Annotated in this window: 16 protein-coding genes; 12 read left to right on the forward strand and 4 right to left on the reverse strand. The window is 46.4% G+C overall.

Going from position 1 to position 15,230, the window contains the following annotated elements; all coding sequences use genetic code 11:
• Positions 1-33 precede the first annotated feature (33 nt).
• The 6 genes from MHI14_RS00880 to MHI14_RS00905 all read left to right on the forward strand — a co-directional run bounded on the left by MHI14_RS00880 (position 34) and on the right by MHI14_RS00905 (position 6,395).
• Positions 34-879, forward strand: a complete 846-nt coding sequence (locus tag MHI14_RS00880) for a carbohydrate ABC transporter permease (protein WP_223199815.1) — start codon at positions 34-36, stop codon at positions 877-879.
• Between the two features lie 37 nt (positions 880-916).
• A complete protein-coding gene (locus MHI14_RS00885; RefSeq protein WP_341129709.1) occupies positions 917-2,290 on the forward strand; it encodes an ABC transporter substrate-binding protein in 1,374 nt (457 codons plus the stop codon).
• Positions 2,291-2,450: 160 nt separating this feature from the next.
• Positions 2,451-3,221 (forward strand): HAD family hydrolase, encoded by a 771-nt coding sequence (locus tag MHI14_RS00890; protein ID WP_341129710.1) that lies wholly within the window; start codon positions 2,451-2,453, stop codon positions 3,219-3,221.
• Positions 3,218-3,556, forward strand: a complete 339-nt coding sequence (locus MHI14_RS00895; protein WP_249913078.1) for a DMT family transporter — start codon at positions 3,218-3,220, stop codon at positions 3,554-3,556. Before MHI14_RS00890 ends, MHI14_RS00895 begins: the two co-directional genes overlap by 4 nt.
• Positions 3,556-4,650, forward strand: coding sequence for a metallophosphoesterase family protein (locus MHI14_RS00900; RefSeq protein ID WP_341129711.1), 1,095 nt, complete (start codon positions 3,556-3,558; stop codon positions 4,648-4,650). Before MHI14_RS00895 ends, MHI14_RS00900 begins: the two co-directional genes overlap by 1 nt.
• A 287-nt stretch (positions 4,651-4,937) precedes the next feature.
• Positions 4,938-6,395 (forward strand): carboxylesterase/lipase family protein, encoded by a 1,458-nt coding sequence (locus tag MHI14_RS00905; protein ID WP_091035556.1) that lies wholly within the window; start codon positions 4,938-4,940, stop codon positions 6,393-6,395.
• A gap of 177 nt (positions 6,396-6,572) precedes the next feature.
• On the opposite strand, the gene MHI14_RS00910 is transcribed toward MHI14_RS00905, so the two are convergent.
• Entirely contained in the window at positions 6,573-7,724 is a 1,152-nt protein-coding gene (locus MHI14_RS00910) for a VanZ family protein (RefSeq protein WP_133386315.1), read from the reverse strand.
• A gap of 235 nt (positions 7,725-7,959) precedes the next feature.
• Between MHI14_RS00910 and MHI14_RS00915 the strand changes: the two genes are divergently transcribed.
• From MHI14_RS00915 to MHI14_RS00935, 5 genes are all read left to right on the forward strand, one after another.
• The gene (locus tag MHI14_RS00915; protein WP_017691576.1) at positions 7,960-8,301 is read left to right on the forward strand and encodes a zinc ribbon domain-containing protein YjdM; all 342 of its coding nucleotides are present in this window, start codon (positions 7,960-7,962) and stop codon (positions 8,299-8,301) included.
• A gap of 145 nt (positions 8,302-8,446) precedes the next feature.
• Positions 8,447-9,259: a class I SAM-dependent methyltransferase gene (locus MHI14_RS00920; RefSeq protein WP_133386314.1), complete on the forward strand. Its 813-nt coding sequence runs from the start codon at positions 8,447-8,449 to the stop codon at positions 9,257-9,259.
• Positions 9,260-9,368: 109 nt separating this feature from the next.
• Positions 9,369-9,626 (forward strand): hypothetical protein, encoded by a 258-nt coding sequence (locus tag MHI14_RS00925; protein WP_074092774.1) that lies wholly within the window; start codon positions 9,369-9,371, stop codon positions 9,624-9,626.
• Entirely contained in the window at positions 9,623-10,009 is a 387-nt protein-coding gene (locus MHI14_RS00930) for a retropepsin-like aspartic protease (RefSeq protein WP_341129712.1), read from the forward strand. Before MHI14_RS00925 ends, MHI14_RS00930 begins: the two co-directional genes overlap by 4 nt.
• A gap of 155 nt (positions 10,010-10,164) precedes the next feature.
• Entirely contained in the window at positions 10,165-11,226 is a 1,062-nt protein-coding gene (locus tag MHI14_RS00935) for an LLM class flavin-dependent oxidoreductase (RefSeq protein ID WP_341129713.1), read from the forward strand.
• 128 nt (positions 11,227-11,354) lie between these two features.
• On the opposite strand, the gene MHI14_RS00940 is transcribed toward MHI14_RS00935, so the two are convergent.
• A complete protein-coding gene (locus tag MHI14_RS00940) occupies positions 11,355-12,014 on the reverse strand; it encodes a TetR/AcrR family transcriptional regulator (protein WP_091035574.1) in 660 nt (219 codons plus the stop codon).
• 365 nt (positions 12,015-12,379) lie between these two features.
• On the opposite strand from MHI14_RS00940, the gene MHI14_RS00945 reads away from it, so the two are divergent.
• Entirely contained in the window at positions 12,380-13,195 is an 816-nt protein-coding gene (locus MHI14_RS00945) for an SDR family NAD(P)-dependent oxidoreductase (protein WP_341129714.1), read from the forward strand.
• A 22-nt stretch (positions 13,196-13,217) separates the two neighbouring features.
• Here the strand turns inward: MHI14_RS00945 and MHI14_RS00950 are convergent, their stop codons facing one another.
• Together MHI14_RS00950 and MHI14_RS00955 are read right to left on the reverse strand one after the other, a co-directional pair.
• The gene (locus MHI14_RS00950; RefSeq protein WP_341129715.1) at positions 13,218-14,525 is read right to left on the reverse strand and encodes a VWA domain-containing protein; all 1,308 of its coding nucleotides are present in this window, start codon (positions 14,523-14,525) and stop codon (positions 13,218-13,220) included.
• 104 nt (positions 14,526-14,629) lie between these two features.
• Positions 14,630-15,094, reverse strand: a complete 465-nt coding sequence (locus MHI14_RS00955; protein WP_047840920.1) for a DUF4385 domain-containing protein — start codon at positions 15,092-15,094, stop codon at positions 14,630-14,632.
• Positions 15,095-15,230: the final 136 nt, after the last annotated feature.

Raw genomic sequence — 15,230 nt, forward strand, 5'->3', positions numbered from 1 at the left:
TCTAAACGGATGAAGCGCAAGGAGTTGCAGAACGTGTCACAACCGAATTTTAAAATAAGTAAATTGATCCGCTACCTTCTGTTAGCCATTATCGCGCTGGGTACAGCCTTTCCCTTCTATTGGATGGTCATTAGCGGGTTCAAAACCAATGATGAGATCTGGCAGTTCCCGCCGACCTTCTGGCCGGAGACGTTCCTGTGGAGCAACTATGTGGATGCCTGGAATGCGGCACCATTTGCCCGTTACATCCTGAACAGTACCGGGGTGGCCTTAGCCATCTGTCTATTTCAGATCGTCAACTCCAGTATGATGGCGTACGCCCTGACACATATGAAATTCCGTCTCAAAGGTGTGCTGACATCCCTGATTCTGGTGGGTTATATGATACCGAGTACAGCCGTATATCTGCCTAGTTACCTGGTGCTTAGCGAACTTAATCTGCTAGATTCCTACACAGGCTTGATTGTATCCAACTGTGTCAGCGTGTTCTCGATCTTCCTGATCCGGCAGGCGTTCATGCAGGTATCGCATGAATTGGTGGAAGCCGGACAGCTGGACGGTGCATCCCACTTCCGGATTCTCTGGACGATTATCACGCCGCTTGTTCGCTCAAGCTTCGCCGTGATGGTTCTGATTACGTTTATTGAACAGTACAACAACTATTTCTGGCCTATGCTCATCACCAAAGACCCTGATTTACAGCTGGTATCGGCGGGTCTGCGCAGCTTCTTTGTAGAAGGCGGGGCATATGGACTGGCTTGGCCACAGATTATGGCTGCGAGTGCCTTCACCATCGCACCCCTACTTATTCTCTTCCTGTTCACCCAGAAGACGATCATGCAGAGCGTGAATATCACGGCTGGTGTGAACAAGAACTGATATGCACTACCATTCACCTAAAACGGGAGGAACGACAATGAACTGGAGTCAAGCAAGCATGACATGGAAAAAGAGATTGAGGTTGAACTGGAAGGGTGGCATGTCGCTGGTACTCGCGACCAGCTTTGCTCTACTGACTGCTTGTGGAACACAAGCACCCGCAGAATCAAGCACTACGGCTGCTGCCAGTGGAACCGAAGCTCAGGCAAAAGATCCGGTGGAGATTGAATTCTGGTATGGTCTGGGTGGTAATCTGGGCGATAACATGAAAAAGACGATTGACGCGTTCAACGCCTCCCAGAACGAAGTCGTTGTAAAAGGAATTGTACAAGCAGATTACACGGAAACGGAACAGAAGCTGCAAGCAGCGATTGCTTCCAAGAAGGTTCCAGCCGCTGTACTCAGCTCCAATATAGACTGGGCACGTAAAGGATATTATGCACCCATGGATGAGATGATTGCCGCTGATCCGAATTTTAAGAAAGACGACTTCATTCAGACATTCCTGAACCAGGGACAGGTGGATGGAAAGCAATACTTTTTGCCAATGTACGGTACAACTCAAATCATGTATTACCGTATGGATACGTTCAAGGAGAACGGAATTGACCCAGCAACTCTGACGACATGGGAGAAGCTGGCTGAGGCGGCTGCGAAGATGAGCAAACAAGAAAATGGCAAGACCACCTTCTACGGTTGGGAACCGATGTGGGGTAGAGACAATATGATTGATGCCGTGCTGGGTAAGGGCGGACAGATTCTTAGCGACGATGGCAAAACCGTTATGATCGACTCTCCGGAATGGATCGAGACATGGGACTTGTTCCGTAAATGGATTAACGAAGACAAGATTATGGGCATTCATTATGGAGGTCAGGGCTGGGAGTACTGGTACAAAACGATTGATGATGTGATGAAAAATAAAGCAGCAGGTTACACCGGATCTAGTGGTGACCAAGGTGACTTGGACTTTAGCGTAGTCGCTGCAATGCAACAACCAGGCTGGGAAGGTATTGGTGAAGGAAAACCGGTAGCAAGTGCCATATCGGCAGGTATTCCGTCAGCAGCAAGTCCAGAGCAACAGCAGGCAGCATACAAATGGCTTACGTATTTCTCTGAAACTTCAAACACAGCTTCATGGTCCATGAACACCGGATATATCGCAGTACGTCAATCTGCTCAACAAGATCCAGAGTTCATGAAGTTCAGTGAGGAAAATCCACAGATCACGGTACCATTGCAACAAGCAGCTCACGCCTCGGCTCCATTCCAGGATCCAACGGGTGGCAAGATCAATGATGCATTGAAGGATGCAGCTGATCAGGTGCAGATTAATAATATGCCAGCGGAACAAGCACTGAAGGAAGCAAAAGAGAAAGCGCAGAAGGAACTGGATCGTGTAACGAAATAACGATATCGACAAGAACTGTTTCCAAGAGACTCGGTCGTGAGCCTGACCAGATTGTAAACATAACGTATCAATAATCACTATAAGTAACTCAAGCGGAAAGGGCGGTACATGCTGTACCGTCCTTTCCGTTCATAAAGATTGCAGACAAGGAGTTTGACCAATGCAAGATGAAACGTATGTGGATGGATTATCAAATCCGATTAAAGCCGTTTTGTTCGATAAGGACGGAACATTACTTGATTTTACGGGCATGTGGGGGTTCTGGACTGATTGTGTGTTGAACGACTTCAGAAAACAGTTAGCGACTAGAGGACTCCGTATCGACACAGATGAATTCCCACAGATCTGGGGTACATTCCACGATGATCAAGGCCGAATGAATGGGTATGACGTGCGGGGGCCACTTGCGATGGGCACGATGGATGAAGTGTATGCCGTGCTGACGTGGCATGGATATCGTGCGGGTCTCAGCTGGGCGGAAGCCAAGATCATGGTTCGGGAGTGTTTGGCGCGAGCGGAGGAAGAGATGGAACAGCATCGTCCGGCACGTCCGTTACCGGGCGTTCAAGAATTCCTTGAACAGTGCCGTACCGAAGGCGTGGTTATGGGTGTTGTGACGGCAGATGATACACCTAGTGCAGTCAAACACTTACAGTGGATGGGGTTGGATTCCTTTTTTGACGTGGTAATTGGTACGGACCTGGTGGAGCGAGGCAAACCATTTCCCGATATGCTTCTGCTTGCCTGTGAACGGTTGGGAGTACCTGTACAGCATACTGTGGTTATTGGAGATACGGACGGAGACATGGAGATGGCACGAACCGCTGGTGCGGGGTACAGGATTGGGATTGGAGAACCGGGAAGAATCCGCTTGGCGGACAGAACAATTCAATCCTTTCATGAATTGCTGAATGGTGGGCTGAATCGATGACGAACAGTCACGCCTACTTGGGCTGGGTACTGTTGGCACTGGCTATCGGGCTGGAGCTTAGTGCTACCATTTTGCTAAAAGTATCGGATGGGTTCTCGCGGTTATGGCCTTCGGTGTTGATGTTTGCCTGTTATGGCGCAAGTTTTACCTTTCTTAATTTTGCAGTGAAGTATATGCCGCTGGCTGTGGCCTATGCGATCTGGTCTGGGGTGGGCATTACGCTCATTGGCGTTGTAGGGCATTACTTTTTTGGTGAACGTCTGCGGCTCACGTCGATGATATGGATCGGTTTTATTCTGATTGGCATTATTGGACTGAAATGGAGTGATTCTTGATGAAAAATGAACATACACCGGAGCAACCTATTGCCAGCTTCCAGGTCATTACAGACACACATGTGCGAGATGAGGCAGACCATATTCATAACAGGCATCTGGACCAAGCATTAGCCGACATAGCTACATTCAGTCAGGGGAGCAGCGGGATTATGCATGTGGGTGATGTGACGGATCGGGGGCTGCCGAGCGAATATCGTGAGTTGCAGCGCATATGGAAGCAACATGCGGAGAGCTTGCCCGACATCAGATACACGGTAGGTAATCATGATATTGGAGCCGTGGTATGGCAAGATCCACCGATCGTTTTGCTTGAGATGAAAGAGGACGAAGTAGCTGAGTTATTGGAGCAGGAAGCAGAAATGGAGCTGGTAACAAAACAAACCGCTGCTGAATCAGCTGCACTGATTGAGCAACTATCCGGCGGGACATATACGTTGTCGGCTACACCTCCGGAGCAGGAGGGTCAGGATGAGGGACCGATCTCTTCAGGAGTCGACCCCATTACAGCCGCCGGGTTATGGCAACGTCGATTGAGTGATTTTGAAGCGATAACCGGCATGAAGGGCTCTTACCACGATCACTGGATTGATGGTTATCATTATATTTTCCTGGGCACCGAGCAACCTCACCCGAAGGATTGTGATATGTCGGCTGAACAATTGGAGTGGCTGGATGCGAGATTGTCTGAGCATGCAACGCCAGATCATCCCATCTTCCTGTTCTTGCACCAGCCACTCATGGATACGGTAGCAGGATCGCTGAAGGAACAAGGCTGGTATGGTGTGAATCAGGATGCGGAACTTAAAGAGGTTCTGGCCAAATACCCGCAAACGATCCTCTTCTCGGGTCACACCCATTGGCAACTGGAGGCACAGCATACGATGTACGATGGTGCAGGCCAGATGCCAACCATGTTTAATGCGTCCTCTGTAGGTTATCTCTGGACAGATGAGGATGAGCATCTGGAGGGCAGTGAAGGACTTCATGTAGAGATTTATAAGGATCGAGTGGTTGTGAAGGGACGGGACTTTGTCGCGGGCGAATGGATTGAGGGTGTTGAGTTTACGGTGCGTTATCCTGTAAAAGGGTAGTTATTTGGATAGTCAACGGAAAAGGGTCATACTAAGGGTCAATGTCATTAAGAAAGTTAGACTTGATGATATTACTCAATGGGTGGCCTTTTTGGTGTCCATCATTCGATGTGTTTCAGATAAAATAAAACCTCCACCCCATAAAGTTCCACGTGAAACGTAGCAGGGGAGGCTAGAGTTGGGTAAAGTTGTAAATGGGTATGATTACAAACTATACTCAAATAAGTACACATGATATGCACATACTCGTTAATTTAACCTATTTACGGAGAGGAAGTAGAACCGGCATGAGAGAACTTCAGGTTCAAACGACATATGGTACCGTTCAAGGCGAACTTTTGCACGATGCAAGCGTATGGAAAGGCATTCCCTATGCGAAACCTCCGGTAGGTGAGCTGCGTTTCAAGGCTCCGGTACAGCCCGAGTCATGGGATGGAATCAGACAGGCCACTCAATTTGGACCTGAGAATATACAACCTCGAAATCATCAACCAGAAGGCCTGACAGAAATTCCGAGTGAGTCAGAAGATAGTCTATATCTGAACATCTGGGCACCTAAGGAAAAAGAAGCAACACCATTGCCGGTCATGGTATGGATTCACGGTGGCTCCTTTGTATCAGGTTCAGGTAGCCAGCCGATGTATGATGGTACACAGTTAGCGGTTCGGGGGGACGTCATCGTTGTGACGATCAACTACCGATTAGGACCTTTGGGTTTCCTGCATATGGCTCCATTAGGTGATTCATATGTATCCAATGCAGGTCTGCTGGATCAGGTTGCGGCATTACAGTGGGTGAAGGATAATATCTCTGCTTTTGGTGGTAACCCGGATCAAGTTACGGTGTTCGGCGAATCAGCGGGCAGTATGAGTATTGCAGCACTGATGGCGATGCCAGCGGCCAAAGGACTGTTCCAACGTGCCATTATGGAGAGCGGTGCATCCCAGTTCATGCCGGCAGAGCAAGCTTCAGCGTTGCGGGAAGGGATGTTAAAGATTCTTGGGGTGGAGCGGGACAACCTGCAGAGGTTAAATACAATTCCTGTAGAGCAGATTATTGCAGCGGGTGAAACGGTCAAACAGCAGAGCGGGGCAGGTATGGCATTATTGTTCCAACCTGTATTGGATGGGCATACATTACCACAGGTGCCACTTCAGGCGGTGAGCGAAGGTTCAGCGCAGGATATTCCGGTGCTGATTGGTACGACATTGCACGAGGGTGCACTGTTCATCCAGCCGCATGTGCCTTTTTCAAAAGAAATCGATATGGTTCAGGGCGTAGACTTTATGACACCAGATCTGGAGAACCGGGTAGCCATCGCGGATAGTTATCCAAAAACGGCAGATGGACAAGCCCAAGTCATGACCGATATGTTCTTCTGGCGGTCAGCGCTGCAATATGCTGCGGCACAGCAGAAGTATGCCCCAGTGTGGATGTATCGTTTTGATTGGGTGATGCCGGAACATCCCTTGTTAAAAAGAGCGATTCACAGCATCGAGATGTTCTTTGTGTTTAATACACTGCATGTCCTCAAATTCATGAATGCGGAGCCGGATGAAGCTGCGGCGGCACTTGCCCTCAAGGTACAGGATGCCTGGATTTCCTTTGCCAAGAATGGCCAACCTGAAGTTGCAGGTGTGAACTGGCCTGAATATGAGCAGGATCGTGCGACACTAATCTTCAACCATGAGATTGAGGTCTTACATGATCCGGATGCAGCCAAGCGAGAGCTGTTAGGGTTATAATCCAAGCCGATTATTTGAATGGATACTCTGAATAACTGCTATACGCTTAATCAAAAGAGGAGGTTCATTCTCAGAATGAACCTCCTCTTTTTGTAATCCGGCTGGAGAGTAAGCAGAACGTAAGTACCAATTAGGGGGATACATTATGCATTGCATTGCATTGTTATACTCCAAACATTATTTACGAGAGGCACGCGTGCGTGACACCTCATCGAAGTAGAAGGAACGTTTTCCACGGGAGAACAGCACAATTAAGACATGAATGAAGAGCACGGCATAGACCAACATATAGACACCGACTGTTCCCAGGGAAAGCAATATTTGATAAGGCTGGAGCATAGCATCCTGTTTACCTGAAAAAGCATAATCGTTGACCAGGCGAATGATCGTAACTAGCAGCCAGGGAACATAGAGTGCGGCAAATCTTTTGAATAACGATTCACTGGTGGGTGTGCCGGTCTGATGATCTACATAGCGGAATCGCAAGATAATTGAGCCTGGAGTTACCCCATTTCTTACCCAAGGGATGAAGAACAGCACAATGACCATAGCAATGGATGTACTTAGCGCATCACTGATCACATCAGATGCTGTGAAGATCGAAATCAGATTCGAGAGGAAGACAACAACAACTCCATCGATAATTAACGCGAGCAATTGAGGCATAACATACACTTGGTTTTGCTCCACGATCTGTTCGCTCTTCGCCTGAATGCTTGCACGTGATGGGAATAAAGCAAGCAGGATGGGCGCTGTGAAGAATCCAATGACCGCTCCTGAAGTATTCAATAACAGATCATCTACATCAAAGAGACGGTAAGGACAATTATAATACCCGTAGAATCCGGTGATCTGGGTGATCTCGAAGAATAAGGAGAGCCCGAATCCACCTAGCAGGGCGTACTTCCAGAAGACTCTTTTTTGAAAAAAATAACGGATATATACACCCAGCGGCATAAGAAGCAGGACGTTAAATAGAACTTGCAAGAAGGCTCTGCCCTGAATCATTCCGATATAACTAGATGGCTGAGACCATACAATGGGTGTTTCTTTCATAATGTCTTTGACAAAAGTGAATGGAACCAGATTGTAGTAGATCGTGTCAGCGGCTTGCTGCGCACAGGTATCTCGCGTAGTCGGAAACGGAAGAATAACGAGGCAATAGGCAGCTAGAATATAAAAGATAAAAGAAAAGCTCACGCCAAACCGTGACCAACTGAAGAAGCCGTCTTTGCGATAACCATAGATCAACCACGGCACCAGCAAAAACATGGCCGCAACAACAAAGATCAAAAAAGCCGTTTGCACAGGGAAAACATATGAGGACATGAGTAGGAACTCCTTTGGTATTAAATATAATAACATTCATAGAAACAGAAAAATTCATGTATGTGTAGTGCGTATCTATTAGTTACATCATAAGTAGTTACCCTTAAAGTGAGGGATGCAAGAACCTTAAATTTGGTTTAAATCCATCCTTGCAGTGAGCAATCGTATGGAATATACCGCCGAAATCCCGTATACTTGCGGGAATGCCAATCGTAGAATGGAGAGTTTAATACATATGTCTAATTTGCCTAACTGCCCCAAATGTAATTCGGAGTACACGTACGAGGATGGTAACCTGCTGGTTTGCCCGGAGTGTGCGCATGAATGGTCTTTGGAAGCAGACAATGATAACGCAGAGGATGCAAAAGTAATCCGTGATGCCAACGGAAATGTGCTAAGTGATGGCGATACCGTTACCGTCATTAAAGATCTGAAGGTAAAAGGTAGCTCGCTTGTAGTTAAACAGGGCACGAAGGTGAAGAATATTCGCCTAATTGATGGGGATCATGATATTGATTGCAAGATCGACAGCTTGGGTGCAATGAAGTTGAAATCTGAGTTTGTGAAAAAGATATAAGATCGAAAAACGTTCAGTTCCGCATTCAATGGAAATTGAACGTTTTTTTGTTGACAGGAAATATTTAGTAGATATATACTGGTTGGAATTTAATTTTGAACATGGTTAGGTGGTCTACATATAAGAAAAGGCAGGTGTCAGAGCGATGAAGAGAGATCATATTATTAAATATTATTCCGGGTTTGATGAGTGGGGCAGACTGGAGCGGGAACCAATTGAATTCATCATTAACATGCATTACATCAGGGAACATCTCCCCCCTACTGGTTGTATTCTGGATAATGGCGCAGGACCAGGAAAGTATGCCATGGAGCTTGCAAAGCTGGGGTACCAAGTCACTTTATCGGATCTGACACCTTCCTCCGTGGATACTGCGAGGCAAAAGGCTCAGGAGTTTGGTTTGACACAGCAATTCGATGGGTTCCATGTTCTCGATGCCACTTCGCTCTCCGGTATGGCTGACGAGACGTACGATGCGTCCCTCATGCTGGGGCCGTTATATCATCTGCAGACAGACGAAGAGCGGATGGCTGCTGTACGGGAGTTGTACCGTGTGACCAAGCGAGAAGGCGTGGTGTTTGTAGCGATGCAAAGCCGAATGCGCATGAGTATCAATTCGCTGCAATCTCCGCAGCACTGGAAACCGAATGATAACATGGCAGCAATCCATTCTTTTGTGGAAAAGGGTATATTCGATCATCAGGATCAAGGACGATTTACGGGAGCATACTATTTTAATATTCAGGACGTTGCACCCTTCATGGAGCAACATGGATTTGAAACCGTTGACTTGATTGGTTCATCCAGCCTTAGAGCGATGCTTACGGACGAGCAGCAGCAATACTGGAAAGAGCGTGGCGAGTACGATGAACTCATGCAATATATGATTGAAGCCGCCAAAGACCCTTCCATATTGGGAATCTCGTCTCATCTGCTGTACATTGGGAGAAAGAAATAATAGACTTACAGGCAATGTTCTAAAAATCTATGTATTTTAGAATGTCAGCCCGTGGAATACTGTTTCCACATGATATAATATTTCTATCTAATGGTCTGGAGGTGTCACTATGCAATGGAAGGAAGTTCAGGAGCGATTCCCTAATGAATGGGTCGTTTTTGAGGCAACCAAGGCGTACTCTAGAGAAGGCCAGCGTTACATTGAAGAGATGGCAGTGATTGATTCATTTGATGATTCTACAAAGGCACTAAAACGTTATGGTGAATTGCATCAGGAAGATCCCAGACGGGAATACTGCTTTTTTCACACTTCACGTCCAGAAGTTGTGGCAAGAGAACGATATGTTGGCATGAGAGGTCCTCGATGAAAATTTCAGAGATTTATGGTCTACCCTTCATAAGCATAAAACTTGAATTTAGAGGAGAAGTACTACAATTAGAAAAAGTCCTTTTGGATACCGGATCAGCTAGTACATTATTGAATGCAGATGCAGTTCGGGAAGTAGGAATGGTTCCTGAAGAGGATGATCTCGTTGATATTATAAGAGGTGTAGGCGGTATAGAGTATGTTTATACCAAGTCGCTCGATTCTATAACTGTAGATGGAACAACGATTAATGATTTTCAAGTTGAAATAGGAAATATGGATTATGGTTTGGAGATTGACGGAATTCTGGGATTTAATTTTATGAAACAGACCGGTGTTGTAATTAATGCCAACCTGATGGAACTAAGTATAGATAAGCTGTAATCTATAGAAAATAAACATAAATGTGCCCTCTGGAAACAGAGGGTACTTGTGTTTTTTATCAAAATAGTTCAATATTAAGATACATAACAAAAGGTGATCTACTTACAATAGGTTAGATGAACAACGGATCGCTTCATACCAGGGAGGAACAGACAATGGAAATCGGAATTAGTACATTTGTGGAGACGAACCCGGATGTAAAAACAGGAGAACTTATCAGTCATGCGCAGCGCATTCGCGATGTTGTTGAAGAGATTGTTTTGGCAGATCAGGTGGGTCTGGATGTATATGGCGTGGGAGAACATCATCGTGCCGACTACGCCGCTTCATCACCAGCTGTCATTCTGGCGGCCGCAGCTTCACAGACCAAGAATATTCGCTTGACGAGTGCGGTAACCGTGCTGTCATCGCATGACCCGGTACGGGTATATCAAGATTTTGCGACATTAGATGGCATTTCGAACGGACGTGCAGAGATTATGGCAGGGCGGGGATCATTTATCGAATCGTTCCCACTGTTCGGCTATGATCTGAACGACTACGATGAGTTATTCGACGAGAAACTGGATTTGCTGCTCAAGCTGCGTGATTCGGAAAAAGTAACCTGGGAAGGCAAACACCGCCCTTCCTTTAACAATCTGGGCATCTACCCGCGCCCGGTACAGGAAAAACTTCCGGTATGGATTGGCAGTGGCGGTAATCAGGAATCGGTAGTTCGTGCAGGACTGCTCGGTTTGCCACTGGTGCTTGCCATTATCGGTGGTCGTCCGGTGCAATTCGCACCACTGGTGGAACTGTACAAGAAAGCAGCTGCACATGCAGGACATGATGCTTCCAAGCTGACCGTTGCTTCTCACTCTCACGGCTTCATTGCCGATACAACAGACGAAGCCGTGGAGAAATTCTTCCCGCCAGCGCAAGCGGTCATGAACATACTGGGTCGTGAACGTGGATGGGGACACTACAGCCGTGCGACATTTGATGCGGCGCGCAGCCTGGAAGGTGCATTGTATGTAGGTGATGTGGAGACCGTAGCTCAGAAAATTATTTACCTGCGTAAAGAAGTCGGGATCACACGCTTCATGTTGCACACCCCCCTCGGCACAATGCCGCACAACGATGTTATGAGAGCAATCGAGCTGCTTGGTAAAGAAGTTGCTCCAATTGTGCGCAAAGAAATTGCACGTTGGGAAGCTGAGAACCAAGAGGCACGTTAATCGACTGAAACCGTTACGGAACTAGATAGAGTCAACCAAATAAAGGAGCATGCCCTAGGCGTATTACGCCAATGGGTCTGCTCCTTTTTCGTTTATCTTCTAAAAGTATCTAAAACAGCATTTAATGCCTATCCATTCGCAGATGTACTCACAAGGGAGTGTATAACCATGGATAACGTATGATCATAGAGGGTTTTGGCAGCTTCTTCGCTCTCAATATGGCCTCCCAAATACAGATGAATAACACCGTGTAAGGGAGCCCAGATCATCCGAACCGCAAGCATGGGATCTTGTACCTGAAGCATTCCCTGTTCAATGGCAATCTCCACCAAAGCAGACACTTGCTTCAGTGCAGTCGCTGTTCCCTGTAAGGTCTCTCCATCTGGTTTGAATTCGGAAAAAGATCCTCCAAACATCAGCTGATAGAAGCTGGATTGAGAAATGCCGAAGTCCCAGTAGACGTAGGCCAGATCACGGAAATACTGTTCGAACGATGCCTGCCGGGGTATAGTTTCAAATCGCTGGGCCATGAGGGAGCATCCCTCTAAATACAGATGTTTGGCTAACCCTTCTTTTTTGCCAAAAAGGTTATATATGATTTTGGTGGAGCACTCCATGCGTTCAGCTACACGGCGTACCGTGACGGCTTCTGGTCCATGCTCTTGCAGTAAAGCAGCAGCAGCGTGCACAATATTTTGCCGCAGATTATCCGAGTGCTGGAGTCTGGCTTCCTGAAAGGTTGTTACCGTATGTGCAGATTCTGTGGAACCCGAATTAAGATCCTTCATTGATTTCATCCTCGTAACCGTATTGTTGTTGAACAGAAACTACGTTTCCTTTTCTTAAGATTATAGAATTTATACGTTTTCAGCGGAGCTGAAGGATTCGATGATGGCAAGAAAAACTTCAGCTTAAATGCGGTCTGTCTTCTATGAAAGTACGTCGATATATTTTTTTCTTATGGTCATTCTACTGTTTTACGCCGGATGACGTCAATTTAATCCGAATTTAATAAGTAAGCACCACGTTCTAGATTTAAATTTAACAAATGTATTTGACAGCGTCATGGATTTTGGTTACGATGATTCTATACAGAAACAGTGTTTCCTAGTAAAAACAAGTGTTCAAATTATGCATAGAGGATGGATGAGAGATGATAAAAGAACAGCATCAATGGGTACTTATTACAGGTGCTTCTTCAGGTATTGGGGAAGTTTTTGCACTCGAAATGGCTTCCAAGGGTAAAAATATTGTGCTGGTGGCCAGAACAGAATCCAAACTGAATCAATTGGCAGAACGTATAGAACGTACATATCAAGTAAGGGCTGAGGTGATCGTATCGGATTTGTCTCAAGTCGATGCACCTCAGAGGGTATATGAGGAATGTCAGAATCGGGGAATACACATCGATATGCTGATCAACAATGCGGGATTTGCTACCCATGGATGTTTTGAACAGGTGGATGGTTCCCGCCAGCAGGAGGAGATTATGTTGAATGTGCTCGCCTTGACAAACATGACGCATCTTTTCTTGCCAGGCATGTTACAGAAGCGAAATGGTGCTGTCATTAATGTGTCTTCGACGGCTGCCTTCCAACCTGATCCGTATATGGCTGTGTATGGAGCAACGAAGGCATTTGTACTTTCTTTTACCGAGGCATTATATGAAGAAAACAGGAAGCGTGGCGTTCAGTTTTTGGCACTATGCCCAGGCTCAACCGATACTTCGTTCTTTGATGTAGTGGGTGCTGATGAAGCCTCGGTGGGTAAACGTGATACCCCTGAGCATGTCGTGGCGGTGGCCATGAGAGCACTCGAGTCAGGCAAACCTTATGCTGTGCCGGGGGCCGGTAATTACTGGACAGCGCAGTTCACCCGCCTCGTGCCACGCAAGTTGATGTTGCGAATTGTAGGAAGTATGCTCCGTCCACGTTCCAAGGATGGTAAAGCAGAAAAAGTACAAGCCTGATTAGTGGTATAGGGATAAAGCTTTAGGCCAAAATGCCTTTGGCCCGAGCTTCCTTTATCCAACCTGGAAATTCAGTGAGGAGACGATCGTACAATTCTTCATCGCTGATCTTGGAGATGTCGTCGAGAGCAAAAAAGTCAGCATTATCGATGAAACGTCCAGTCATATCATCAAGATTCTCCAGAATACCGTAATTGGCTTGTCCCAGGCCAACGAATTGCCAGAACAGATTTTTGGTTGAACTTTCGGTAATAAGCCGCATGATTTTCCCTTTTTGACTGACTCCACCATCGCTAAAAAAGATAATATACGTTGGAATGTTCACATCGGGTTCCTCGATCGTATATTTGCGAATGACATCCTGCATCACAGGAGGTTCGTTATTGGTACCACCTTTGCTTCCCAGCGTATATGTGCGTTCAATATAATTCTCGAAATCCCTGGCGGTGACGCTAGGTGCACGCAAGAAGTCTTTGGCGAAGAACCAGACGTCCAACTCCCCGTTATCGTCAAATGCTGATGCAATCGCCAGGATACGTTCGAAGGCTTCTTGCACGATGCCTTTGCGATACAGATGGTACATGGAGCCTGATGCGTCAAATACGACGGCAACACGTGCCTGTATAGGTTCAATCTTTTTCTTTTGGAGAGACAGGGTTACTTTATGTTTGAGGAGATCGATCTTGGTCAGGTTTAGCGGCGCATGATTCGTGTTCGGTGGAGCAACAGGTGCCAGGGCTTCTAGAGAGGCGGCTGCAACTTCAGCTCGTGCCGTGTTAAGAACCTGTTCGGCTTCTGAAGTATCGTTACTCTCGATCTCAACACCAAATGATTCTGCCAGCGGCTGCAATCCACCAAAGAAACCTCGTCCAATCGCACGAACTTTGAATCCGTCACGATACTTGTAGATTTCAATGAAAATAAGCGCTGTTTCCGCAGTGACCTGCGTGACCTCATAGGTAATCTGCTGGGAACCAGCTCGTACAATCGCCTGACATGCCTGAACATTGGCGAATGTGCCTCCCGCATCCAGAGTTGCCGTAAACACACATTTTTCCACAGGGGCCTGCCGTAATTGATTTGTATCCAGTACAAAAGAGGATTTCAGTTCCTCTGTCTGTTGCAAAAGCACACTTTGATGGGGATCAGCCTTCTGATTATAGAAAACAAAATAGTCGTCGGATGGGACTTTTCCCTCTTCGTTCACCATAAAGCAGCTAACATCCAAGGGAGAAGGAGATGATGTACATTGAATGGTTACCTGAAGTTGGGTGGATTCGTTGATACTGATATTCTGGCCTGTGTTTAAGTGGATGAACGAATCTGTCATAATCGAATGCGCCTCTCTTCTCCAATATAATGGTTGAAAATGAACAGTAACAAGATCGATTCTGAGACAAATGTTTCCATAAGTCAATCTTTTCACCGTTGATCCTACGCCTCATCAGACTCGTACTTTTCCCGATGCTCCTTCTTCATCTTCACATAGTCTGGATCCGTCTTCGCAATCTCCCATTGTGCTTTAAATATAGCCGCGGCTTCTGCCTTCACCTTGTCATTCTGATAGGGCAAGATCGAGCCATCCTCCTTCGAGTATTTGCGTCCTCCTTTGTGATTTGTATACCGTCTGGCCCGTGTATAACCCATCTGGAGAAATTTACGAGCCATATCCATACCAACGAAATCTCCCTTTTTCTTATACTCCAAAAATAGCTCATAGATCTTCTCCGATGACTCTGTCGCAATCTCGGGTGTTTTGAATCGCCAGTGTGGCAGAATCTCGCCTTTGTACGGCTCTACCATCAGCACACCCTGCTCGCCCCGGCCTACGGTGTACAGCTCAGGATGTTTGCGCAGATCCAACTCATCATAATTGAGACTGTAATCAAATTTTTTCATGTATACACCCTCCTTGAGATGATATGTTTTCCCGTCAACAATTGTAATCTGTACTATCGTTTACCCGGTCTTATTGAGGATGAAAATAAGTGAATAAGCGTTGTTGACATATAATATGTCTCCTGTATAATGACAT

It is taken from the genome of Paenibacillus sp. FSL K6-2393 (genome assembly GCF_038002545.1).
Lineage (GTDB): Bacteria > Bacillota > Bacilli > Paenibacillales > Paenibacillaceae > Paenibacillus.